This window comes from Sphingomonas sp. AC411 (assembly GCF_979253035.1).
In genome coordinates, this window is the sequence record NZ_CEEDAQ010000001.1 from 2,789,235 (window position 1) to 2,812,116 (window position 22,882).

The 22,882-nt window shown below is 66.4% G+C and carries 22 protein-coding genes, 1 tRNA gene and 5 pseudogenes; 20 read left to right on the forward strand and 8 right to left on the reverse strand.

What is annotated here, in order from left to right; translation table 11 throughout:
• Positions 1-3 precede the first annotated feature (3 nt).
• Together cobS and AC0IX7_RS14320 are read right to left on the reverse strand one after the other, a co-directional pair.
• Positions 4-1,008 carry a cobaltochelatase subunit CobS gene (gene cobS, locus AC0IX7_RS14315; protein WP_055874633.1) on the reverse strand — a complete coding sequence of 335 codons (1,005 nt, stop codon included), beginning with the start codon at positions 1,006-1,008 and terminating at the stop codon, positions 4-6.
• Positions 1,009-1,304: 296 nt separating this feature from the next.
• Positions 1,305-1,829, reverse strand: coding sequence for a J domain-containing protein (locus AC0IX7_RS14320; RefSeq protein ID WP_471812494.1), 525 nt, complete (start codon positions 1,827-1,829; stop codon positions 1,305-1,307).
• Between the two features lie 137 nt (positions 1,830-1,966).
• Between AC0IX7_RS14320 and AC0IX7_RS14325 the strand changes: the two genes are divergently transcribed.
• The 7 genes from AC0IX7_RS14325 (at position 1,967) to AC0IX7_RS14355 (ending at position 6,246) form a co-directional block, all read left to right on the forward strand.
• Positions 1,967-2,254: a BolA family protein gene (locus AC0IX7_RS14325; protein ID WP_471812496.1), complete on the forward strand. Its 288-nt coding sequence runs from the start codon at positions 1,967-1,969 to the stop codon at positions 2,252-2,254.
• Positions 2,254-2,961, forward strand: coding sequence for a glutathione S-transferase (locus AC0IX7_RS14330; RefSeq protein WP_471812498.1), 708 nt, complete (start codon positions 2,254-2,256; stop codon positions 2,959-2,961). The genes AC0IX7_RS14325 and AC0IX7_RS14330 overlap by 1 nt, the downstream gene beginning before the upstream one ends.
• 230 nt (positions 2,962-3,191) lie before the next feature.
• Positions 3,192-3,536 carry an NUDIX hydrolase gene (locus AC0IX7_RS14335; protein WP_471812500.1) on the forward strand — a complete coding sequence of 115 codons (345 nt, stop codon included), beginning with the start codon at positions 3,192-3,194 and terminating at the stop codon, positions 3,534-3,536.
• Positions 3,537-3,541: 5 nt separating this feature from the next.
• Positions 3,542-4,441, forward strand: a complete 900-nt coding sequence (locus AC0IX7_RS14340; RefSeq protein ID WP_471812502.1) for a pirin family protein — start codon at positions 3,542-3,544, stop codon at positions 4,439-4,441.
• Positions 4,442-4,617: 176 nt separating this feature from the next.
• Positions 4,618-5,337 (forward strand): alpha/beta fold hydrolase, encoded by a 720-nt coding sequence (locus tag AC0IX7_RS14345; RefSeq protein WP_471812503.1) that lies wholly within the window; start codon positions 4,618-4,620, stop codon positions 5,335-5,337.
• A complete protein-coding gene (locus AC0IX7_RS14350) occupies positions 5,328-5,492 on the forward strand; it encodes an alpha/beta fold hydrolase (protein WP_471812504.1) in 165 nt (54 codons plus the stop codon). Before AC0IX7_RS14345 ends, AC0IX7_RS14350 begins: the two co-directional genes overlap by 10 nt.
• A gap of 274 nt (positions 5,493-5,766) precedes the next feature.
• Positions 5,767-6,246, forward strand: coding sequence for an RcnB family protein (locus tag AC0IX7_RS14355; protein ID WP_471812506.1), 480 nt, complete (start codon positions 5,767-5,769; stop codon positions 6,244-6,246).
• Between the two features lie 39 nt (positions 6,247-6,285).
• Here AC0IX7_RS14355 and AC0IX7_RS14360 read toward each other — a convergent pair whose 3' ends face one another.
• Positions 6,286-7,386 (reverse strand): DUF2332 domain-containing protein, encoded by a 1,101-nt coding sequence (locus AC0IX7_RS14360; RefSeq protein ID WP_471812508.1) that lies wholly within the window; start codon positions 7,384-7,386, stop codon positions 6,286-6,288.
• A gap of 46 nt (positions 7,387-7,432) precedes the next feature.
• On the opposite strand from AC0IX7_RS14360, the gene hisG reads away from it, so the two are divergent.
• The 11 genes and pseudogenes from hisG to AC0IX7_RS14415 all read left to right on the forward strand — a co-directional run bounded on the left by hisG (position 7,433) and on the right by AC0IX7_RS14415 (position 17,425).
• Positions 7,433-8,101: an ATP phosphoribosyltransferase gene (gene hisG, locus AC0IX7_RS14365; RefSeq protein ID WP_471812510.1), complete on the forward strand. Its 669-nt coding sequence runs from the start codon at positions 7,433-7,435 to the stop codon at positions 8,099-8,101.
• Positions 8,102-8,222: 121 nt separating this feature from the next.
• A pseudogene (gene hisD, locus AC0IX7_RS14370) lies at positions 8,223-9,517 on the forward strand (histidinol dehydrogenase).
• 212 nt (positions 9,518-9,729) lie between these two features.
• A pseudogene (gene nusB, locus AC0IX7_RS14375) lies at positions 9,730-10,167 on the forward strand (transcription antitermination factor NusB); the annotation flags it as partial.
• A gap of 112 nt (positions 10,168-10,279) precedes the next feature.
• Entirely contained in the window at positions 10,280-11,173 is an 894-nt protein-coding gene (gene thiL / locus AC0IX7_RS14380) for a thiamine-phosphate kinase (RefSeq protein WP_471812512.1), read from the forward strand.
• A gap of 192 nt (positions 11,174-11,365) precedes the next feature.
• Entirely contained in the window at positions 11,366-13,420 is a 2,055-nt protein-coding gene (locus AC0IX7_RS14385) for a sodium-translocating pyrophosphatase (RefSeq protein ID WP_471812514.1), read from the forward strand.
• A 160-nt stretch (positions 13,421-13,580) separates the two neighbouring features.
• The gene (locus tag AC0IX7_RS14390; RefSeq protein WP_471812516.1) at positions 13,581-15,065 is read left to right on the forward strand and encodes a DNA-methyltransferase; all 1,485 of its coding nucleotides are present in this window, start codon (positions 13,581-13,583) and stop codon (positions 15,063-15,065) included.
• A gap of 281 nt (positions 15,066-15,346) precedes the next feature.
• The gene (gene infA / locus AC0IX7_RS14395) at positions 15,347-15,565 is read left to right on the forward strand and encodes a translation initiation factor IF-1 (RefSeq protein ID WP_031441079.1); all 219 of its coding nucleotides are present in this window, start codon (positions 15,347-15,349) and stop codon (positions 15,563-15,565) included.
• Positions 15,566-15,610: 45 nt separating this feature from the next.
• A complete protein-coding gene (locus AC0IX7_RS14400; RefSeq protein WP_056063873.1) occupies positions 15,611-16,177 on the forward strand; it encodes a Maf family protein in 567 nt (188 codons plus the stop codon).
• Positions 16,170-17,126, forward strand: a pseudogene (locus tag AC0IX7_RS14405) (ribonuclease). The gene AC0IX7_RS14400 and the pseudogene AC0IX7_RS14405 overlap by 8 nt, the downstream one beginning before the upstream one ends.
• On the forward strand, positions 17,123-17,296 hold the full coding sequence (locus tag AC0IX7_RS14410; protein ID WP_254687465.1) for a DNA gyrase inhibitor YacG: 174 nt from the start codon (positions 17,123-17,125) through the stop codon (positions 17,294-17,296). The pseudogene AC0IX7_RS14405 and the gene AC0IX7_RS14410 overlap by 4 nt, the downstream one beginning before the upstream one ends.
• A 53-nt stretch (positions 17,297-17,349) precedes the next feature.
• Positions 17,350-17,425: transfer RNA gene (locus AC0IX7_RS14415), tRNA-Phe, on the forward strand.
• Positions 17,426-17,602: 177 nt separating this feature from the next.
• Here AC0IX7_RS14415 and AC0IX7_RS14420 read toward each other — a convergent pair.
• The 5 genes and pseudogenes from AC0IX7_RS14420 to AC0IX7_RS14440 form a co-directional block, all read right to left on the reverse strand.
• On the reverse strand, positions 17,603-18,670 hold the full coding sequence (locus AC0IX7_RS14420; protein WP_471812519.1) for a 5-(carboxyamino)imidazole ribonucleotide synthase: 1,068 nt from the start codon (positions 18,668-18,670) through the stop codon (positions 17,603-17,605).
• Between the two features lie 11 nt (positions 18,671-18,681).
• Positions 18,682-19,158 carry a 5-(carboxyamino)imidazole ribonucleotide mutase gene (gene purE / locus AC0IX7_RS14425; protein ID WP_471812521.1) on the reverse strand — a complete coding sequence of 159 codons (477 nt, stop codon included), beginning with the start codon at positions 19,156-19,158 and terminating at the stop codon, positions 18,682-18,684.
• A 188-nt stretch (positions 19,159-19,346) separates the two neighbouring features.
• Positions 19,347-20,032 (reverse strand): annotated as a pseudogene (gpmA, locus tag AC0IX7_RS14430) (2,3-diphosphoglycerate-dependent phosphoglycerate mutase).
• A gap of 102 nt (positions 20,033-20,134) precedes the next feature.
• Positions 20,135-21,272: pseudogene (locus tag AC0IX7_RS14435) on the reverse strand (M14 family metallopeptidase).
• Positions 21,269-21,883, reverse strand: coding sequence for a DUF4136 domain-containing protein (locus AC0IX7_RS14440; RefSeq protein ID WP_471812523.1), 615 nt, complete (start codon positions 21,881-21,883; stop codon positions 21,269-21,271). The pseudogene AC0IX7_RS14435 and the gene AC0IX7_RS14440 overlap by 4 nt, the downstream one beginning before the upstream one ends.
• Positions 21,884-22,055: 172 nt before the next feature.
• Between AC0IX7_RS14440 and ykgO the strand changes: the two genes are divergently transcribed.
• Both ykgO and AC0IX7_RS14450 read left to right on the forward strand, forming a co-directional pair.
• A complete protein-coding gene (ykgO, locus tag AC0IX7_RS14445; protein ID WP_003046794.1) occupies positions 22,056-22,181 on the forward strand; it encodes a type B 50S ribosomal protein L36 in 126 nt (41 codons plus the stop codon).
• 34 nt (positions 22,182-22,215) lie between these two features.
• On the forward strand, positions 22,216-22,815 hold the full coding sequence (locus AC0IX7_RS14450; RefSeq protein WP_471813887.1) for an HAD-IA family hydrolase: 600 nt from the start codon (positions 22,216-22,218) through the stop codon (positions 22,813-22,815).
• Positions 22,816-22,882 lie beyond the last annotated feature (67 nt).

A 22,882-nucleotide genomic window follows, 5' to 3' on the forward strand; every position in this document is an offset into this window, starting at 1 on the left:
GTCTCAGGCCTTCCCGACCACGCTCTCGGGGAGATCCTTGCCGAACACGCGCTGGTAATATTCGGCGACCAGCGGCCGCTCAGCCTCGTCGCACTTGTTGAGGAACGACAGGCGGAACGCGAAGCCGACGTCGCCAAAGATCAGCGCGTTCTGTGCCCAGGTGATCACCGTACGCGGGCTCATCACGGTCGAGATGTCGCCGTTTACGAAGCCCTTGCGCGTCATGTCGGCGACGCGGACCATGTTCTCGACGACCTTCTTGCCGTCTGGCTTGTCGTATTCACCCGACTTGGCGAGCACGATCTGCGCCTCGACCTTGGCGGGCAGATAATTGAGCGTGACGACGATGTTCCAGCGGTCCATCTGGCCCTGGTTGATCTGCTGCGTGCCATGATACAGCCCGCTCGTATCGCCGAGGCCGACCGTGTTGGCGGTCGCGAACAGGCGGAACCATGGGTTCGGGCGGATCACGCGGTTCTGGTCGAGCAGAGTCAGTTTGCCCTCGGTCTCCAGCACGCGCTGGATCACGAACATCACGTCCGGGCGACCGGCATCGTATTCGTCGAACACCAGCGCGGTCGGCGTCTGGAGCGCCCAAGGCAGCAGGCCTTCGCGGAACTCGGTGATCTGCTGGCCGTCCTTCAGCACGATCGCGTCGCGCCCGATCAGGTCGATACGGCTGATATGCGCGTCGAGATTGATGCGGATGCACGGCCATTTCAGGCGCGCGGCGACCTGTTCGATATGCGTCGACTTGCCGGTGCCGTGATAGCCCTGCACCATCACGCGGCGGTTATGCGCAAAGCCCGCCAGCACGGCGAGCGTCGTGTCCGCATCAAAGACGTACGCCGGATCGAGATCGGGCACACGCTCGTCGGCTTCGGAGAAGGCCGGGACTTCCATGTCGGAATCGATCCCGAACATCTCGCGCACTTTCACCATGCGGTCGGGGGCGTCGAGGATCGTGGTCTCGCGGCTGTCTGGCTGGGTATTCGGGATATCGGTCATGTTGGCCTCGTGTTCCCGGTAGCTCTAGGCCAAGCGCGGGCTGTTACTCAACCGCCGCTGTACGATTGGTCGGGCGATTGACCGGAAGAGTTAGACGAACCGCCGGGATAGCAGCGGGTTCCGGATCGGGCGCCGTGAAATATCGATCAGAGTAAGCATGCATCATAGCGTCCGACCGCCATCCTAGCGAACGCCCTAAGCCCACAACCGTCATCCCAGCGAACGCTGGGATCCAGAGCACGATCGATTCCCTGCTTGGCTCTGGATCCTGGGTCGAGCCCAGGATGACGGGGTAGTTACGCGAACGCGGCGGCGCCTTTCAGATGCTGGTAGGCCGCGATCACCTTCTGCAATTCCGATTCATGCGCCCGGTCGCCGCCGTTGCGATCGGGGTGATAGCGCCGGACGAGTTCGCTGTAGCGTTTGCGGAGTGCCGTCCGGTCGGTGTCCGTGCCGAGCCCGAGCACGCGCAACGATCGGCGTTCGCCGTCGGACAGCACGCGGCCGTCTTTCCGCGCCGCCGCCATTCGCTCGCCAAACCTTGCACCGATCGCATCGATCGGATCGGCGAAGTCGGCCCATTTGGGAGGTGTGTCGCCGCCGCCATGCGCGAACGCCCGCGTCTCGCGCTCCCAGCCAGCCATCGGCCGCTGCGCGTAATGGATCTCGTCCGCGGTCATGCCGTCGAAGAAATTATAGCCCGAGTTGAACGCGCGGACATGCTCGAGGCAGAACCAGCGGAACTGCGGCGGGCCGCCTTCGCTCGGGCCTTCCAGTGGTGGTGCGCGAAATTCACCGGGTTCCTCGCAGTCGCGCCACATGCAGACGCGCCCGGTCCCTTCCACGCGGCCGTGAAACCGTGGGCTGGGGCGTTCCTTACGCTCTTTTCGCCCATCATCTGTGTGTCCGTCGTCCGCCACCGGCTCCCCGCGCTTCCAAAACGGGCTATATAGGGACCATGACAGACCTCGCCACCGGCTCCGTTCAGGACCAGATCACCGCCCGCCTCACCGCGACGCTCGCCCCGACGCACCTGATCGTCGTCAACGAGAGCGGGCTCCATGCCGGCCATATGGGCGACGACGGCACTGGCGAGACGCATTTCCGCGTCGAAGTGGAAACGCCGCAGTTCGAAGGGCTTAATCGCGTCGCCCGACAGCGCCTCGTGAACCAGGCGCTTGCCGAGCTGTTGAGCACGAAGATCCACGCGCTCGCCATCAAGGCCCGCGCACCCGGGGAAATCTGATGGCGTACAAGCTCTGGTACTGGCCCTCCATCCAGGGGCGCGGCGAATTCGTCCGGCTCGCGCTCGAAGGCGCCGAGATCGCGTATGAGGATTGCGCACGAAAAGTCGGCGAGGATGGGTTGATGGCCGATCTCAACGACCGCACCGGTCGGACGCCGTTCGCGCCGCCCTATCTGGAGCTCGACGGCCTGGTCATCGCGCAGGTCGCGAACATCCTGATGTATCTCGGCGAGCGTCACGGCTTGGCGCCGTCGAACATGGCGGACCGGCTGTGGCTCAACCAGCTCCAGCTGACGATCGCCGATCTCGTCGCGGAGGTGCACAACGTCCACCACCCTGTCGCGATGATGGACTATTACGACGACCAGAAACCAGAAGCCGCGCGCGCCGCGAAACAGTTCCGCGAGGAGCGCCTGCCGAAATATCTCGGCCATTTCGAGGATGCGGCGCAGGCCAATCCGGGGGACTGGCTGATCGATCACAAGTGGAGCTATGCCGACACGTCGCTGTTCCAGCTGGTCGAGGGGCTGCGCTACATGTTCCCCAAGCGGATGAAGACGCTCGAGCCCGACTATCCGAACCTCGTCCGCCTCCACGATCAAGTCGCCGAATTGCCGGGGATCAAGGCGTATCTGAGAAGCGACCGGCGCTTGGCCTTCAACACCGACGGCATCTTCCGCGCCTATCCCGAGCTCGACGCAGAATGACGCACCTTCGATCCTCCCCCGCCAGGGGAGGTGGATCGCGGAGCGAGACGGAGGGGGCGGTAAGCGATGACCGGCGTTCCGTGCCCTCCCCCTCCGTCGCTTACGGCGCCACCTCCCCTGGCGGGGAGGATCGAATCGTGTCCCACGCCCGGCCGCGCGCATTCTGCTCGTCGACCGCGAGGGTCGCGTGCTGATGTTCCGCTTCACCCCCGCCGATCGCCCCCGCTCTGGTGCACCCCGGCGGCGCCGTCGATCCGGGCGAGAGCTACGCTGCCGCCGCACGCCGCGAGCTATGGGAGGAAGTCGGCCTCGACATCGACTGCGGACCCGAGGTCGCGCAACGCACCATCGATTTCCTGACCTTCGAAGGCGTCGAGGTCACCGCCGACGAACGCTATTTCCGGATCGACGTCGACACCTGCGACGTGAAGGCGGGCAATCTCACCGAACAGGAGAAGCAACTGCTCGTCGGTCACCGCTGGTTTTCCCGAAACGACATCGCGACCCACGACGAAACGCTCTATCCCGCAGACCTGGTCGAGCTCCTCGACGCCACGGAACCTGCCAAGGGATAACGCGCATGCTCGACGATTTCGTCCTCCAGACCATCCTGCCGTCGACGCACGATCTCGGCGGGTTCAAGGTCCACCGCACGCTGCCGAACAAGGAACGGACGATGGTCGGCCCGTTCCTGTTCTTCGACCAGATGGGCCCGGCGCATCTCGAGGTCGGCCAGGGCATCGACGTGCGCCCGCATCCGCATATAAACCTGTCGACCGTCACCTACTTGTTCGATGGCGCGATCGATCACCGCGATTCGCTAGGGACGCAGGCGCGGATCGAGCCGGGCGCGGTCAATCTGATGACCGCGGGCCACGGCATCGTCCATTCCGAACGTTCGCCCCGCGACGAGCGCGCCGAGGGTCCGAACCTGTCGGGGATCCAGACCTGGCTGGCGATGCCCGAGGCGGTCGAGGAGATCGACCCGGCGTTCGAACACGTCACCAAGACGCAACTGCCGACGATCGAGGCGCATGGCGCGCGCTCGCGGATCATCATGGGGAGCCTCTGGGGCCAGACCGCGCCGACGACGACCTATTCGGGGACGATCTACGCCGACATCGCGCTCGATCCGGGCGCGAGCGTGCCGATCGACGCGGCAGCGGAGGAGCGCGCGATCTATCTCGCGATGGGTGAGGCTACGCTGGAGGGTGTGAAGCTCGAGCCACAGGTTCTGTACGTCCTCCGCCCCGGTATCTCCGCGACGCTGCGATCCGCGCATGGCGGCCGCGCGATGCTCTGCGGTGGCGATGCGTTCACGACGCCGCGCCACGTCTGGTGGAACTTCGTCAGCTCGAACCGAGATCGCATCGAACAGGCGAAACGCGACTGGAATGCGGGCAATTTCCCGAAAGTGCCCGGCGACGAAAAGGAATGGATCGAAATCCCAGCGATCCCGAAGACGGTCAGCTATCCGTAAGATTGCCCAAACGGTGAGTTCGTGGGGGCCAGCCCCTCCTCGACCCCTCCCGTAAACGGGAGGGGAGATACGCCTTCTGCTCCCTCCCGCTTGCGGGAGGGGTCGGGGAGGGCATGACCAGCGGGCAGCGCGATGGGTAGGCCCTCCTAACCCCTCCCGCCAGCGGGAGGGGAATGATGTCGAACCTGCAACGCATCGCGTTATCCACTGGCGTCGAACTCGACGTGGCGATCTCGGGCGACCCGGCGAACCCGCCCGTCATCCTCCTTCACGGCTTCCCCGAATCGCACCGCACCTGGCGCGCCATCGCCCCGGACCTCGCCCGCGATCACTACGTCATCGCCCCCGACCAACGCGGCTTCGCGCGCTCCTCCAAACCCGAGGGCGTCGACAACTATAGCCCCGACAAGATCGTCGCAGACCTGATCGCGCTCGCCGATGACCTGAAGATCGACACCTTCACGCTGGTCGGTCACGACTGGGGCGGCGCGGTCGCGTGGATGGCCGCGCTGCGCCACCCCGAACGCGTCGCGAAGCTCGTCATCATCAACGCCCCCACCCGCTCGTCTTCCAGCGCACCATGTTCGACGACCTCGAACAGCGCGCTGCCAGCCAGTATATCCGCGCCTTCCGCAACCCCGATCTCGAAAAGCACATCGAGTCGATCGGCCTCGAAACCTTCTTCGACACGAGTTTCTCGAAGCACGCCGATCTCGCCGCGATGGCCGAGGACAAGGCCGCCTATCTCGACGAATGGGGCCAGCCCGGCGCGATCACCGCGATGCTCAACTGGTACCGCGCAAGCGCGATCGTCGTCCCCGCAATGGACGAAACGCCGCCCCGCCCCGCGTTTCTCGACGCGCCGTTCCCGCCGACCGCGATGCCGGTGCTGGTGATCTGGGGTATGCAGGACAGCGCGCTGCTCCCGAGCCAGCTCGACCTCGGCGCCTATGTCCCCGACCTGACGATCGAAAAAATCGATGCGGGCCATTTCGTACCGTGGCAGAAACCCGACGCGGTGATCGCCGCAATGCGCCGCTGGGGAATCTGACCGCCCTCTCGATCCTCCCCGCCAGGGGAGGTGGCTGGCGCTTGCCAGACGGAGGAGGAGGTAAGGAGTAACCTCCGTTCCGTGTCCTCCCCTCCGTCGCCTTCGGCGCCACCTCCCTGGCGGGGGAGGATCGGAAAACTTGCTGGATGACCCGTACGCTCCGATACGCGCCACCTGTCTGAATCCTGACCACCACATTCTGTGATCGTTCAGCGGCGCGGGAGCAAAACCTCATCCATGCCGTTGATTCGGCGCCGAACACAGGAGAGCAGTCATGCGTAAGATGATCCTCGCGGCCGTTGCCGCCGCCACCCTCGTCCCCACTTTCGCTACCGCGCAGAGCTACGGCGAAGTCCGCCGCGACCAGCGCGAGATCCGCGAAAGCCAGCGCGACCTGCAGCGCGCACGCCGCTACGGCGACCGCGGCGACATCCGCGAAGCCCGTCAGGAACTGCGCGAAGATCGTCGTGAAGCGCGCGAGGACTGGCGCGACTATCGGCGCACCCACGCTAACGTCTATCGCCGCCCCGCCTATGTCGGCCCGCGCGGCTATCGCTATCGTCCGGTGACCGTCGGCTACCGCTTCGCGCCGGCCTATTACGGCCGCAACTACTGGATCAACGACTACCAGACGTATCGTCTGCCCCGTCCGGGCTACGGCTATCAGCGCTGGGTCCGCTACGGCCGCGACGTCGTCCTGGTCGACACCCGCTCGGGCCGCGTCGTTCAGGTCAACAACGGCTTCTTCTACTGAGCAAGTCGGTCCGGCCCGGGAGCAATCCCGGGCCGTTTTCTATTCCGCGTCATACGCCCCGCGCCGCATGACATAATCGCGCGTCTCGTAGGGCGGCGCGAGGCCTTCGACCCAGGCGCCGTGCGCGTGTGTCAGCGCGACCAGTTCCATAGGCCGATCGCCCGGCCAACCCCGCACGCGGACCTCATGCCGGTGCAGGTCGCGGTTCGGCTCCATCATCACCCAGCCGAGCGGCCGCTCCGCCGTCGCCCGCGCGCCCGCCGCGTCCATCGCGACGCGGATCCGCTCGCGCGATGCCGCCGACAGATACTGCCACACCACCGAATGCATCAGCACGCGCGTGACGCCCTCGGGTTGCGGCAAGGCCAATTGCGCCTCGACCCAGTCCGCCGCATCGCCTTCGACCAGATCGACGCCACCCTCGCGGACCATAGCGATCGCCGTGGCGAGCCGCGCCTGTCGCTCGACCGCATCGACCCAGACATACACCTCGAGCCGTGCCGCCGCGGCCGGATCGGCGACGTCCACCGGCTGGATATCGACGCCGCGCGTCGACTCGATCTCGACCCGGGCGCTTGGCGGCGGCGGCCCCCGCCATTCGGGGCGGATCGTCACCGGCGATACCGATGGCCCGACCGTCACGCCGCCAAGATCGAACCGATAGCGATCGATCAGCAGATTCAGCCCCGCGCTCGATCCGATCTCCAGCAATTCGAACCGCGGTCCGTACCGCTCGGCGAGGTGCAATATACCGGTCATCATGCCCGCCGACCGCGCCGCCTCGTTGGTCTGCGGCGGCCCGTCGAGCCAGAGCAGCAGCGCCGCATCGTGCGCGACGAGCGTGGCTTTCAAAACGGCCGTGACGCGCGCCGGGTCGGTCTCCGCGCCGGAAAACACGGTTGAGAGCGCGGGATCGACGCCCGACCGATGCAGCGCATGCAATCCGCCGACGAGGCGCAGCGCCAGCGCATCGGCGACGGGCTCGCCCACCCCGTCGAGCACCCGCCGCCCCGTCTCGCTCTCCCGATCGAGCGCCTCCGCCAGCGCGGTGCAAACCCGCGCCGTGACTGGCGCATCCATCGCCGCGCAATACTCCGCCTGGATTTCGAACGCCGAGCAACTTGCCTTTACATTTGCCATGCGCAGGTTGTTGCACCCGCCATGCCCCACCCGTAAAGCCCGGCGCGTGCCAGATTCCCAGATCATCATCGCCGTTCCCAAGGGGCGTATCCTCGCCGAGGCCCTGCCGTTGCTCGCGCGCGCCGGGGTGCATCCCGAAGCGTCGTTCTCGGACGAAAATTCCCGGGCGTTGCGGTTCGCGACCAACGACCCGGCGATCTCGCTGATCCGGGTGCGCGCGTTCGACGTCGCCACCTTCGTCGCGCACGGTGCCGCGCAGCTCGGCATCGTCGGGTCGGACGTGATCGCCGAGTTCGGCTATTCGGAACTGTATGCGCCGGTCGACCTCGGCATCGGCCATTGCCGCCTGTCGGTCGCCGAGCCTGCCGAGATGGCGGCGCAGGACGATCCGCGCGGCTGGAGCCACGTCCGCGTCGCCACCAAATATCCGCATGTGACGGCCGCGCATTTTGCCAGCCGTGGCGTGCAGGCGGAGTGCGTGAAGCTCAACGGCGCGATGGAGTTGGCGCCGACCCTGGGGCTGGCGCCGCGGATCGTCGATCTCGTGTCGTCGGGCCGCACGCTGCTCGAAAACGGCTTGGTCGAGGTCGAGACGATCATGGAAGTCAACAGCCGCCTGGTCGTCAACCGCGCCGCGATGAAAACGCGCAGCCGGGTTGTCCCATTGGTCGAGGCATTTCGCCGCGCCGTCGAAGCGCAGGAGATCGCAGCATGAGCGCCAATCTTCTGCTCCCCTTCCGCTTGCGGGAGGGGTCGGGGAGGGCTTGCTGTCCTCCAGCGTAACGCCCGGGGCTATTACAGCCCCTCCCTAACCCCTCCCGCAAGCGGGAGGGAATGTGATTCGCCTCTCCACCACCGACGCGGACTTCGCGACGCGCTTCACCGCGCTCGTCGAGGATCGTCGCGAATCCGACGCAGGCGTCACACAGGACGTCGCCGCGATCATCGCCGCGGTCCGTCGCGACGGCGAAACCGCACTCCGCGACCTGACGCAGAAACACGATCGCCACGACCTCGAAACCACCGGCTGGCAGATCGACGCCGCCGACTGCAAGGCCGCGTTCGATGCACTCGACCCGGACCTGCGCACCGCGCTCGAACTCGCCGCGACCCGCATCCGCGCGTATCACGAAAAACAGCGGCCGCTCGACAGCGACTCGGTCGACTCCGAAGGCGTGAGACTCGGCGCACGCTGGCTCCCCGTAGACGCCGCCGGCATCTACGTTCCCGGTGGACGTGCCGCCTACCCCTCGTCGCTGCTAATGAACGCGATCCCCGCCAAGGTCGCGGGCGTCGGTCGCCTCGCGATGGTCACGCCGACCCCCGACGGCCAGATCAACCCGCTGGTCCTCGCCGCCGCGCACCTCGCCGGTGTCGACGAAGTGTGGCGCGTGGGTGGTGCACAGGCGGTCGCGGCGCTCGCGTACGGCGCAGGCCGGATCGAACCGGTCGACGTCATCACCGGCCCCGGCAACGCGTGGGTCGCCGAAGCCAAGCGCCAGGTCTACGGCGTCGTCGGCATCGACATGGTCGCGGGCCCCTCGGAAATCGTCGTCGTCGCGGACGCGCTCAACGACCCCGAATGGACTGCAGCCGACCTGCTCAGCCAGGCCGAGCACGACGTGACCACGCAGTCGATCCTGTTCACCGACGACGCAGCCTTCGCCGACAAGGTCGCGGACGCCGTCGACCGCCAGTTGCGCGACCTCGCCACCGAAGCGGTCGCGCGCGTCGCGTGGGACACCAACGGTGCGATCATCGTCGTCGACACGCTCGCCGATGCGATCCCGCTGGTCGACCGTCTCGCTGCCGAGCATCTCCAGTTGGCGATCCCCGACCCCCAGCGATTCTTCGACCGCATCCGCCACGCCGGGTCGGTGTTCCTCGGCCGCTACACCCCGAAGCGATCGGCGATTACGTCGCCGGCCCGAACCACGTCCTCCCCACTGGCCGTCGGGCGCGGTTTGCCAGCGGACTGTCGGTGCTCGACTTCATGAAGCGCACCAGCTTCCTCGCGCTCGACGAAGCGGCGTTGCGCGAACTCGGACCGGCCACTGTCGCGCTCGCCAACGCCGAGGGGCTCCCTGCGCACGCAAAATCGGTGGCTTTGCGGTTGCGGCTCAACAGTTAGATTGTTCGCGCAGAGGCGCAGAGAGCGCGGCGTAGCCGCTTCGATCTCCTCATTGAACGGTAATGGGAGGCCGCTCCGCGGCGAGCGATACAGCTCCGTGCTCTCTGCGCCTCTGCGCGAACCAATCTTCTCTGCCAAAGCGCCCAAAAACGCAAAGGGCTGACACACAGCCCCCGCGCCTACAGGCAACCGCTTATGACTCGAACCGCCCCCGCACCAAGGCGCGTGCCGCCGCTCGCCTCGCCGCCGTCCAGGCGACCTACCAGCACGAGATGGAGGGCACCGCGATGCCCGTCCTGCTCAACGAATTCCACCAGCACCGGCTCGGCGCGACGATCGAAGATGTCGAATATGCCGAGGCCGATGTCGATTTCTTCGACGACCTCGTGACCGGTGCGAACGCCCGCGCCGGCGAGATCGACGTGCTGATCGAGGGCAAGCTGGCCAAGGGCTGGACGCTGGCACGCCTCGACAAGCCGATGAAGGCGATCATCCGTGTCGGCACGTATGAACTGCTGGCGCGCAAGGACGTGCCGGTCGCCGCGGTGATCAGCGAATATGTCGACGTGGCGCATGCGTTCTACGACAAGCGGGAATCGGGCTTCGTGAACGGGTTGCTCGACGGGATCGCCAAGGAAGTGCGCGCCTGACGAACTCCTCTCCCCGCCGGGGAGAGGGTCGGGGTGAGGGCTGCCAAGCAGTGCGGCGCCTGAAACGGCCCCTCACCCCAGCCCTCTCCCCGGAGGGGAGAGGAGCAGTAGAGTGACTGAAGCCGAGTTCATTGCTGCCCTTCGCAAGCTCCCGCTTCATCCGGCCGCGCGGGGCCTCAACGACGACACCGCGCTGCTGGACTCTGGCCCGCTCGTCGTCACGACCGACACCCTCGTTGAGGGCGTCCATTTCCTCCAAACCGACCCCGCGCAGGACGTCGCGTGGAAACTGGTCGCGACCAACCTCTCCGATCTCGCCGCCAAGGGCGCGAAGCCCGAGGGTATCCTCCTCAACTACCCGCTCGGCGATGACGCATGGGACCGGGCGTTCCTCGAAGGTCTTGCCGACGTCCTGACCAGTTTCGACACGAGGATCATCGGCGGCGACACCGTCACGCTCCCGCCGAACGCACCGCGGATCCTCACCGTCACCGCATTCGGAAGCGACGCTGCCGCCCCTGCCCGCAACGGCGCGCGAGGAGGCGATGCGCTCTATGTCACCGGTACGATCGGCGACGCAGGCGCGGGACTCGCGATCGCGCTAGGCAAGGACGGTCCGCCGGCGTTGCTCGCCGCCTACCGCCGCCCGCAACCCCGCCTGGCGGACGGCCGCATCCTCGGCCCCCAGGTCCACGCGATGATGGACGTATCCGATGGCCTGCTTATCGACGCCGCCCGCATGGCGCGCGCCAGCGGCGTCGCGGTCACGATCGACCTTGCCCGCATTCCGCTCTCCGACGCCTACCGCGCCTTTGCCGGCGACCGGCTGGCCGCGGCGACGGCCGGCGACGACTATCAGCTCCTCTTCGCTGCACCGCAAGATTTCGTCACCGACGCCGCTCGGATCGGTACGTTCTCGACCGGCTCCGGGCTCACGCTCCACGACTCGGGCAAGCCCGTCCCGCTCCCGCCAAGTCTAGGGTATGAGCACGCGCCGCGCGGATAACTTGCGCAATGCCCCTGCACTGATAGGTTCCCTGCATCGGGACTCGGCAAAGTCGGGACCGGAGAGGACCTGAAAAGAGGGATAGCGCCGTATGACGATCGTCTATTTGGCCATGATCTGCGGCGTCATCGCCGTCTTGTACGGCTTTGTCACCAGTCGACAGGTGCTCGCCGCGTCCCCGGCAATGAGAAGATGCAGGACATCGCGGCCGCCATCCAGGAAGGCGCGAAGGCCTATCTCGGGCGGCAATATACCACCATCGCGATCGTCGGCGTCATCGTCGCGGCGATCCTCCTCTTCACGCTCGGCATGATCTCGACGATTGGCTTCGTCATCGGCGCGGTCCTGTCGGGCGTCGCGGGCTATGTCGGCATGAACATATCGGTCCGCGCCAACGTCCGCACTGCCGAGGCCGCGCGGACGTCGTTGCAGGCCGGGCTGACGATGGCGTTCCGCTCCGGCGCGGTCACCGGCATGCTCGTGGCGGGTCTGGGGCTGCTCGCGATCAGCGCGTTCTTCTGGTACCTCACGGGACCCGCAGGCCACGCCCCCAACGACCGGATCATCGTCGAGGCGCTCACAGCCCTCGCATTCGGCGCGTCGCTGATCTCGATCTTCGCGCGATTGGGCGGCGGCATCTTCACCAAGGCGGCGGACGTCGGCGCGGATCTGGTCGGCAAGGTCGAGGCCGGCATCCCCGAGGACGACCCCCGCAACCCGGCCGTGATCGCGGACAATGTCGGCGACAATGTCGGCGATTGCGCGGGCATGGCCGCCGATCTGTTCGAAACCTATGTCGTCACATTGGGCGTGACGATGATCTCGATTGCGCTGCTGATCCAGGCGAGCGGCGCCGAGCTCATGCGGCTGATGACCCTCCCGTTGCTCGTCGGCGGGGTGTGCATCGTCACCTCGATCATCGGCACGTACATGGTCCGGCTCGGCAAGGGCTCGATCATGGGCGCGCTCTATAAGGGCTTCTTCACCTCGACGGTCCTGTCGATCCCGGCGATCTACCTCGCCACGCAATATGTGCTCGGCGACCTCCACCGCGTGATCGGCGGTGCCGGCTTCCTTGATCCCGCCACCGACGACCTGACCACGCAGGCCGCACCGTCGCTGACGCAGAGCTTTACCGGCATGGACCTGTTCTGGTCGATGATGATCGGGCTGGTCGTCACCGGGCTGATCGTGTGGATCACCGAATATTACACCGGCACCAACCACCGCCCGGTCCAGTCGATCGCCAAGGCGTCGGAGACCGGCCACGGCACCAACGTCATCCAGGGCCTGGCGATCAGTCTCGAATCGACCGCGCTGCCGACGCTCGTGATCGTCGTCGCGGTGATCGTCGCGTACCAGCTCGCCGGGATCATCGGCATCGCCTTTGCCGCCACCGCGATGCTCGCGCAGGCCGGGATGGTCGTCGCGCTCGATGCGTATGGCCCGGTGACCGACAATGCTGGCGGGATCGCCGAGATGGCCGGCCTGCCCGACGACGTTCGCCAGCGCACCGATGCGCTCGATGCGGTCGGCAACACCACCAAGGCGGTCACCAAGGGCTATGCGATCGGCTCAGCGGGGTTGGCCGCGCTCGTGCTGTTCGGCGCGTACACCACCGATCTCGCGACCTATTTCCCCGACGTCACGGTCGATTTCAGCCTCTCCAATCCGTACGTCATCGTCGGCCTGCTGCTCGGCGCGCTGCTCCCGTATCTGTTCGGCGCGTTCGGCATGACCGCGGTCGGTCGCGCGGCCGGCGCGGTCGTCGAGGAGGTCCGCGAGCAGTTCCGCAACAATCCCGGCATCATGCTGGGCACCAGTCGCCCGAACTATGCGCGCACGGTCGACCTCGTGACCAAGGCGGCGATCCGCGAGATGATCGTGCCCTCGCTGCTGCCGGTGCTGTCGCCGCTCGCCGTGTATTTCATCATCACCGCGGTCGCCGGCCAGGCCGCCGGTTTCGCTGCACTCGGCGCGATGCTGCTCGGCGTGATCGTCTCCGGGCTGTTCGTCGCGATCTCGATGACGAGCGGCGGCGGCGCTTGGGACAATGCGAAGAAATACATCGAGGACGGCCATCACGGCGGCAAGGGATCCGAGGCGCACAAGGCTGCGATCACCGGCGACACGGTCGGCGATCCCTACAAGGACACCGCGGGCCCCGCGGTGAATCCGATGATCAAGATCACCAACATCGTCGCATTGCTGTTGCTCGCCGCGTTGGCAGGCAGCGGCGTAGGGTAACCGCAGGGAAACGATCCGTCGTCCCGAGCCCATAAGGGCATCGGGACGACGGTCGCGTCGCCGGCGGTGCCCGCGCGAAAGCTCCGGAACGGAGCTGATTTCCCGCCGTAGGATGCATCTGGCTTGGACGAGCGCGCCGCCGCCCCCGCATCGTCCACGGATGCGAAACCGTCCTGAAAACCACCTCTTCTACGGCGACAACCTCGCCGTCCTCCGCAAGGAGATCGCCGACGAGAGCGTCGACCTGATCTATCTCGATCCGCCGTTCAATTCGAACGCCAATTACGGCATCCTGTTCAAGGAACCCGACGGCAAATCCTCGAATGCGCAGATCGAGGCGTTCGAGGACACCTGGCACTGGAACGACACCGCCGAGGACGCCTTCGACCAGGTCGCGCGGAGCGGCAACACCAAGGCGTTCGACCTGCTCAACGCGATGCGCGGGTTTCTCGGCGACAACGACATGATGGCGTATCTGGCGATGATGGCGGTCCGCCTGCTCGAGCTGCACCGCGTGCTGAAGCCGACCGGCAGCCTGTATCTCCACTGCGATCCGACCGCGAGCCATTACCTGAAGCTGTTGCTCGACGCGATCTTCGGCAAACGCCAGATCGCGAACGAGATCATCTGGTGCTATCGGCGCTATACCGCGGCCAGCAACCGGTTTCAGCGGTTGCATGACACGCTGCTATTCTACGGCAAGACCGACCAGCGCCGCTTCAACGATATCCGCATCCCGTATGGCGAGACGTCGGGCAAGAAGGACTCGCACTACCGACAGGACGACGATGGACGCTGGTTTCGCTGGCAGAAGCGCAAGAATGCCGAACCCTATCGCATCTATCTCGCCGACGGGGTCAGGCTCGGCGACTGGTGGGATATCCCGATCATCAACGCGTCGTCCAAGGAGCGTCTAGGGTATCCGACGCAAAAGCCCTCGGCTTTGCTCGAACGGATCATCGCGGCGTCGTCCAACGAGGGCGACGTCGTGCTCGACCTGTTCTGCGGCTGCGGCACTGCGGTGCACGCGGCGGAAAAGCTCAAGCGGCAATGGATCGGGATCGACGTCACGCATCTCGCCATCTCGCTGATCGAGAAGCGCATGAAGGATGCGTTTCCCGCCGTCACCTTCACCGTCGAGGGCACGCCCAAGGATCTCGCCTCGGCGTGCGACCTCGCCCTGCGTGACAAATACCAGTTCCAATGGTGGGCGGTGTCGATGGTCGACGCGCTGCCGTTCGGTGGCAAGAAAAAGGGCGCGGATGGCGGGATCGACGGGCTGATCTATTTCAACGACCATGATCCCGTGTCGGGCAAGATGGTCACGCACCGCGCGATCGTGTCGGTGAAGGGCGGGCTCAACCCCGACAACGCGATGGTCGAGACGCTCGCGGCGACGATCGCGCGCGAAAAGGCGCCGATCGGCATCCTGATCATGAACGCCAAGCCCACCCGCGAGATGGAGCGCCGTGCCGCCGCAGTCGGCATCTATCGCGCCGGCGTCGACGAGACGTTTCCCAAGCTCCAGATCCTCACGCTCGCCGACCTGTTCCAGGGCAAGCGGCCGCGCATCCCCAACGTCGACCGCGCCGCCTTCCGGCGCGCCGCGCGCGAGGCGACGGCGCATCAGCCGAACTTGCTGTGAACGCGCGTGAATGCCGTGATCGAGCCAACGCCCGTCATCCTGACGAAAGTCAGGACCCAGGGCGGCAAAGGACAGCGTGTCGTGGCTCTGGGTCCTGACTTTCGTCAGGATGACGGAGCGCAGCATCGCGCCCTTGTTTCCATCATGTCGGACGACGATATCTACGTCTCGATCAACGGCCACGGGCATGACGCCTTTGACCGCGCTTCGGCCGTGCTTTCCTTTTCGCGAACCTGCGGTAAGGGCGCTCGTCCCGAAATTCCCCAATTCAGAGATTATATTTGGCCAAGGAAGAACTGCTCGAGATGCGCGGCCGCGTGGTGGAACTCCTCCCCAACGCGATGTTCCGGGTTCAGCTCGAAAACGACCACGAGATTCTCGGTCACACCGCCGGCAAGATGCGCAAGAACCGCATCCGCGTGCTGGTCGGCGACGAGGTGCTGTGCGAACTCACGCCGTACGATCTGACCAAGGGTCGCATCACCTACCGCTTCAAATAAGCCCGTGGGCGTCTAGGCGCTCACCGCTTCTATAACGAGGCACCAATGCTGGTCCTGGCCTCTTCCTCGCCCCGCCGCCGCGATCTGCTCGCGCGGCTCGGCGTCGTGCCGTCGCGCGTGGAATCTCCCGACATCGATGAGAGCCCGCGAAAGGCCGAACCGCCGCGCGCCTACGCGCTTCGCCTCGCCATCGAGAAGGCCAGTGCCGTCGCGCGCGCCGAGGGTGAGATCGTGCTCGCCGGCGATACGACGATCGCGCTCGGCAGCCGTATCCTGCCGCCCGCCGACACGCTGGAAATCCAGCGCGACCTGCTCGGCAAGCTGTCGGGCCGTCGCCACCATTGCCTGTCCGCGGTCTGCGTGATCGACGCGACCGGCAAGGTCCGCACCCGGATCGCCGACACGATCGTCGCGTTCAAGCCGCTCTCCCCCGCCGAGATCGACGACTATCTCGCGTGCGGCGAAGGCCTGGGCAAGGCCGGCGGCTACGCGATCCAGGGCCGCGCGGAGGCGTTCGTCCGCTTCCTGTCGGGCAGCCATTCGGGTGTCGTCGGCCTGCCGCTGTTCGAAACGCGCGCATTGCTGAAAACGGCTGGCGTCGCGCTTGCCTGATGCGGGGCCTGAATGGCTCTACGAAGCCGGTATCGGCGAAGCGCGCGCCGCGCTGGTGGACGACGATCGGATTATCGAAGCCGCGATCGAACTCGACAGTGACGCGCTCAGGGTCGGCATGATCGCCCGCGCGCGGCTGGTCGAGCTCTTGCCCGGCCGCCGTGGTCGCGTCGCGCTCGATGGCGGCGAGGCGTTGATCAACCATCTCCCCGGGCATCACGCAAGGTGCGAGCCTGACCGTCGAGATCGTCCGGGAGGCCCTCCCCGAAGCCGGCCGCGCGAAGCTCGCCAAGGCCGTTCCCAGCGATCTGCCGCCCCGCCCGGCGCCGACGCTGTACGAACGCCTCGTAGCGACCGGCCTGCACGTCCGCAGCCCCCGCACGCACGAACCCGACGCGCTGGAGGCGGCGGGCTGGTCCGAACTCCTCGACGAAGCGACCAGCGGCGAGATCGTCTTCCCGCTCGGCGCGCTCCGCCTGTCGCCGACGCCGGCGATGACGTTGTTCGATGTCGACGGCGCGCCTCCGCTCGACGCGCTCGCGATTGCCGCCGCGCATGCCGTCGCCCGCGCACTTCGTCGACATGGGATCGGTGGTTCGATCGGCATCGATTTCCCGACGTTGCAGGGCAAGGCTCAGCGCAACGCCGTCGCTGCCGCGATCGACGAATCATTGCCGCAGCCGTTCGAGCGCACCGCGATGAACGGCTTCGGCTTCCTACAGATCGTCCGCCCCGCCCCCGCGCGTCGATCCCCGAGATCCTCCGCAGCGATCCGGTCGGCGCCGCGACCCGCGCGACGCTCCGCACGCTCGAACGCACGCCGCCGACCGCCTCGCGCCGCCACACCTTGCCGGCCAGCGTCCATGCCTGCCTGATGGCGCGTCGGGCGTGGCTTGCGGAACTCGCGCGCCGTACAGGCGTCGTCCACGAACTGGAGAGCGCCCGATGACAACCGTCAAATGCCCGATCTGCGACCAGCCTGCCGTGCCTGAATACAAGCCGTTCTGCTCGAGCCGCCACCGCGACCGCGACCTGTTGCAGTGGCTCGGCGAAGGCTATCGCATTCCCGGGCGGCCAATCTCGCAAACGGGGCTGGACAGCGCCGAAGACCCCGACTAAACGCGCCCTTCCGATCGCAAGGTCGGACGCTTCTCCGGTCCCAGACCGGACGTGCCCGGATAGCTCAGTTGGTAGAGCATGCGACTGAAAATCGCAGTGTCGGCGGTTCGACCCCGTCTCCGGGCACCATTTTTCCCCACTGCCGTTCGTGCTGAGTAGAGACCGAGTAGCTGCGTCAGCAGCGTATCGAGGGCGCGTATCGAAGCATGGGTTCCGCGCGCCAACCTGTCCTTCGATACGCCGCCTACGGCGACTACTCGAGGGCTACTCAGGACGAACGGCGCGCTAGCACCCCGGCGCGGTCCGTTAGCGGCGGATGCGGGTGACGTGACCCATTTTCCGCCCCGGCCGCGCAGTGCCCTTGCCGTACAGGTGGAGGTGCGCGCCGGGCTCGCCGAGCAGCTCCGCCCAGCGGTCGGCATCGTCGCCGATCAGGTTCTCCATCGTCGCTTCACGACCGGTCAGCGTCGTCGCACCTAGTGGCAATCCGCAGATCGCGCGGATGTGGTTTTCGAATTGCGAGCACTCCGCGCCTTCGATCGTCCAATGCCCGGAATTGTGCACGCGGGGCGCCATCTCGTTGAAGACCGGGCCGTCGGCGCCGACGAAGAACTCGCAGGCCAGCACGCCGACATAGTCGAGTTCGGCCGCGATCCGTTCGGCGAGCGCTGCGGCTTCGTCGGCTTGGGCCAGGACTGCGGCGGGTGCGGGGACGGTGGAATGGCGGAGGATCGCGTCGCGGTGGGCGTTGAGCGGCGAATCATATCGTGCCGTGCGCCCGTCGTGGCCGCGCGCGATCAGGATCGAGAATTCATGTTCGAAGGGGACGAAGGCTTCGAGGACCGCGGGGCCGCCGATCGTGTCCCAGGCGGCTTGTGCGCCGTCCGGAGCGTCGATCTTGACCTGGCCTTTGCCGTCATAGCCGAACCGGGCGGTCTTGAGGATGGCGGGGGTGCCGATCGCCTTGAGGCCCGCCTGCAGGCTTTCGAGGCTGTCGACTGCGGCCCAGGGCGCCGGGCGGCCGCCGACGCTCTCCACGAAGCGTTTCTCGCCGATCCGCTCCTGAGCGACGCGGAGCGCGCGCGGGCTCGGATGGACGGGGACGCGGTCGGCGAGCCATTCGACCGGGTCGACGTCGATATTCTCGAACTCGTAGGTCACGACGTCGCAGGCATCGGCGAAGTCGGCGAGCACGATGCGGTTGTGATAGTCGGCGCGCGTCATCGTCGAGGCGGACTGCGCGGCGACGCTCTCTTGGTCGGGCGAGAGCACGTGGGTGTGATAGCCGAGCTGCGCCGCGGCGGTGGCGAGCATGCGGCCGAGCTGGCCTCCGCCGAGGATGCCGATGGTCGATCCGGGGGGAAGCGGCGTCATGCTATCGTCTTTCAGGCGGGGTCGGTGGCGACGGCGTCGGTTTGCGCGGCGCGCCAGGCTTTCAAGCGCTCGGCAAGAGCATCGTCGGACGTCGCGAGGATGGCCGCCGCAAGCAAGCCGGCGTTGATCGCGCCGGGCTTGCCGATCGCCAGCGTGCCGACCGGGATGCCGCCGGGCATCTGGACGATCGAGAGCAGGCTATCCATGCCCTTCAGCGCCTTCGATTCGACGGGGACGCCGAGCACCGGGAGATGCGTCATCGAGGCGGCCATGCCGGGGAGGTGCGCCGCGCCGCCCGCGCCTGCGATCACGACTTTCAGGCCGCGATCGGCCGCGCTGGTCGCATAGTCATAGAGGCGTTGCGGGGTGCGGTGGGCGGAGACGACCTTGGTCTCATACGCGACGTTGAGCGCGTCGAGCGTCTCGGCGGCGTGGCGCATCGTCTCCCAATCGGAAGTGCTGCCCATGATGATGCCGACTAGAGCCATTTCCGTCCCCGGATCAAAGGAGCGCCGTGCCTAGCGATGGGCGGGGGTTAGGGCAATGTTGTTGGTGAACTGCTCCCTCCCTGGAAGGGAGGGGTTGGGGTGGGTTGGCTGCTTGGTGACCACGACATCCGCCAACTGGCCTACCCACCCCCGGCCCCTCCTTCCAGGGGGGAGTAGGGCCGGTGGCGTCAGCGCTCGCTGAGGTAGTAGCGGTCGGTGGCGGTCAGGTCGGCGTCGAGTTCGTAGACGATCGGCTGACCGGTCGGGATCTCCAGGCTCGTGATCTCGTCGTCGGGGATGTTCGACAGGTGCTTGACCAGCGCGCGGAGCGAGTTGCCGTGGGCGGAGATCAGGATGCGCTGGCCGTCCTTCAGCGCGGGGGCGATGCGCTCGTCCCAGTATGGGAGTACGCGGGCGATCGTGTCCTTGAGGCTCTCGGTCTTGGGGATCGCGATGCCGTCGTAGCGGCGGTCCTTCGACAGGTCGAACGCGCTGCCGTCCTCCAGCACGGGGGCGGGACGTCGAAGCTGCGGCGCCAAGTGTGGACCTGCGCGTCGCCGTGCTTGGCCGCGGTCTCCGCCTTGTCGAGTCCGGTGAGGCCACCATAGTGCCGCTCGTTCAGGCGCCAGTCCTTCTCGACCGGGAGCCAGAGCCGGCCCATCGCCTCGAGCGCGATGTTGAGCGTCTTGATCGCCCGCGTCTGGAGGCTGACGAAGGTCTGGTCGAAATCGAGGCCCTTGGCGGCCATCAGCTCGCCCGCGGCCTTGGCCTCGGCCTCGCCCTTTGCGGTCATGTCGACGTCCCACCAGCCGGTGAAGCGGTTCTCGAGGTTCCAGGTGGACTGGCCGTGGCGGATCAGGACTAGGGTCGGCATTCGGGCTCCTGTAAAAAGAAGGTTAGGCAGGGTTAGGCCAACGCATGATCTTTTGTCTCATGGGCGGCCTCAGCAATCTTCAGCCAACCCATTGAGATTGTTCTAAATATCGTCGATCATGTCAGCGAGCGTCTCGAGCATCGCATGCGCGAGCTGCTTCGAGCGCTCGGGCGACCAGCCGAACTCGGGATCGGGATTCGCGTCGTGATCCTTGAACGGCATCTCCAGCGTCATCGACACCGCGCCGAAGCGCTCGGCGACCTGGTTGGTCGACATCGACAGGTTCGCCGAACCCGGCGCGGACTTGGGATAGCCCTTCTCGGTCTGGAAATCGGGCGTGTGCGCGGCGAGCCTGCGGCCGTATTCGTAGAATTTCTCGCCGTGCGCGTCGGTCCAGGAGGCGATGCCCTCGAACCCGGCGATGAAGTTCGCGGGGATCGCCTCGTCGCCGTGGATATCCATCGCGACGTCGACGCCGGTCTGGTCCATGGCGTTGCGGACGCAGAGGACTTCGGGGCTCTTCTCCGGCGTCGGCGTATGCCATTCGCGGTTGAGGTTCACGCCAATCGCGTTGGTGCGCAGATGACCGCGGCGCGTCCCGTCCGGGTTCATGTTCGGGACGACGTTGAAGGTCGCCTTCGCCAGCAGCGCGGCGGTGATCGGATCGGCCGAGATCGGTCAGCCGCTCCAGCGCGCCTTCCATCCACCATTCGGTCATCGATTCGCCGGGATGCTGGCGCCCGTAGATCCAGACCTGCTTGGGACCGCTGCCGATCGTGAAGCAGTCGATCGCCTGACCGTCGAGCGACTGGCCGAGCTCGCGGTGCGCGACGCCCGGCAACAGCGCGGTACGAGCCACCAGCGCGTCGTGCATCTCCATCGTGTAGGGCGCGAAATAGGCGAACCAGGCGAGATCGGTACCGGCGGTGAAATCGAATTCGAGCACGCCGTCGGCGTACCGCGTCTCGATCATCCGCCACGCCTGGCGATCGGTGCTGGCGCGGGTCTTGTAGCCCGGCCAGCCGAACGGATAGGCCGACTTACCCGCGTTGAGGATACGATAGGTCAGCGTCCGGCCTGCCGCGCCCGCCACCCGGAAATAGAACCACTGGAAGAAGTCGGACTGGTGATCCGTGACGATCTCCAGGTCGATTCGGTCCCCGTCGATGGCGACAACACGGATGTTGCCGCCATCGAAGGCTGCGTTGATGGCGATTGGGCTCAATGTTTCGGCGTTCATTTCACCTGAATAGTGCGACCGGACTCGCCGGGGAACCCCATGAACAAGGCGCGCGCCAGCTTCGTGGCCTGGATATCGGTGCGTGCGTCCTCCTTGCGGGCGTCGGCGAACGACTGTGCGCGACCTTCCCAGACGGGCGACTGGTCGGCGCTGCGCTTGATCGTCACCGACAGTTCGGAGACGAGGATCGCGGTGCTCCCGCCGCCGCCGATCGGGAAGCCGACCCCGCCGCCGAGACCGACGCCGCCACCGCCACGACCGCCGCTGAAGCCGCCGCCGCCCAGGCCGATGCTGATCGGCGAGCGCTTGGGTGGGCCAGCCTGCGTGGTGCGGGTGAAGGCAACGGTCGCGACGAGCAGCGGCTTCGCGCCGGGTGCGGGGACGCTGTACCCGGCCTGGAGCAACTGGCCCTGCACGGCGGCGGCATAGGTCTTGAACTCGATACTGGCCGGGCCGCCGGAGGTCAGCGGCTGGACCGCGATCGTCCCGCGGTCGATCGGTTCGCCGAGATGATAGCGCAGCACCTCGGTCGGCGGCAGCGACGGGCCGGTCGCGCACGCGGTGAGGGATGCGCCTGCCAGCGCCAGGACCAGGATCGAACGTACCGCCATCGGGACTTCCTTAGAATGTTGCGCTATAGTAACGCTCCGACCAGCCGAGTGGGTTCCCGGATGGGAGGCCCTCTTCTGGCAGGAGCGTGTCCGTTGCTTGACTTGGACACACCCCGCCATTAGGCGATCCCGTCTTTCCGCACACCTAGATTTGAAAAGAAGCGAATCGATCATGAAGATCCGCAATTCCCTGAAGTCGCTCAAGGATCGTCACCGCGATAACCGCGTGATCCGTCGTCGTGGCCGTACCTACGTCATCAACAAGACCAACCGTCGCTTCAAGGCACGCCAGGGCTAACCCCTATCTTGCTGAAGAGGGGAAGACCGCCGTCATTTTCGACGTCGGTCGCGTCCTTTACGACTGGGATCCGCGGATCCTGTACGAGCGCCTGATCGACGACGATCGGGCGCTCGACGCGTTCCTGCGCGACGTCGTGACGATCGACTGGCATTTCCAGCACGACGCTGGTCGCGACTTCGCCGACACCTCGGCGGAGCTGGCCGCGCTATATCCGCAGCATGCCGCGCTGATCGCCGCCTGGGGGCCGCGATTCAACGATAGCATCGGTGCGCGAATCGCAGGCATGCACGAGATCGTCGAGGAGCTCGATTCGGCCGGCGTGCCGCTGTTCGCGATCACGAACTTCAGCCACGAGTTCTGGCCACCCTTCCGCGCGCGTGAAGCAGCGCTGTTCGACCGGTTCCGCGACGTGGTCGTGTCGGGCGAGGAGAAGATGGTGAAGCCGGATCCGGCGATCTATCGGCTGGCGCTGAAGCGATTCGGGCTGGCGGCGGAGGACGCGGTGTTCGTCGACGACAATGCGGCGAACGTGGCGGCGGCGCAGGCGTTGGGGATCGAATCGGTGCTGTTCACGGACGCGGCGGATTTTCGTGCGCGGTTGGTCGAGTTCGGGCTCCCGATCGCGGCCTGAACCGTCACGCGGATCGGTTCGGCCGATATCCCAACCGTCATTCCCGCGCAGGCGGGAACCCATAGTG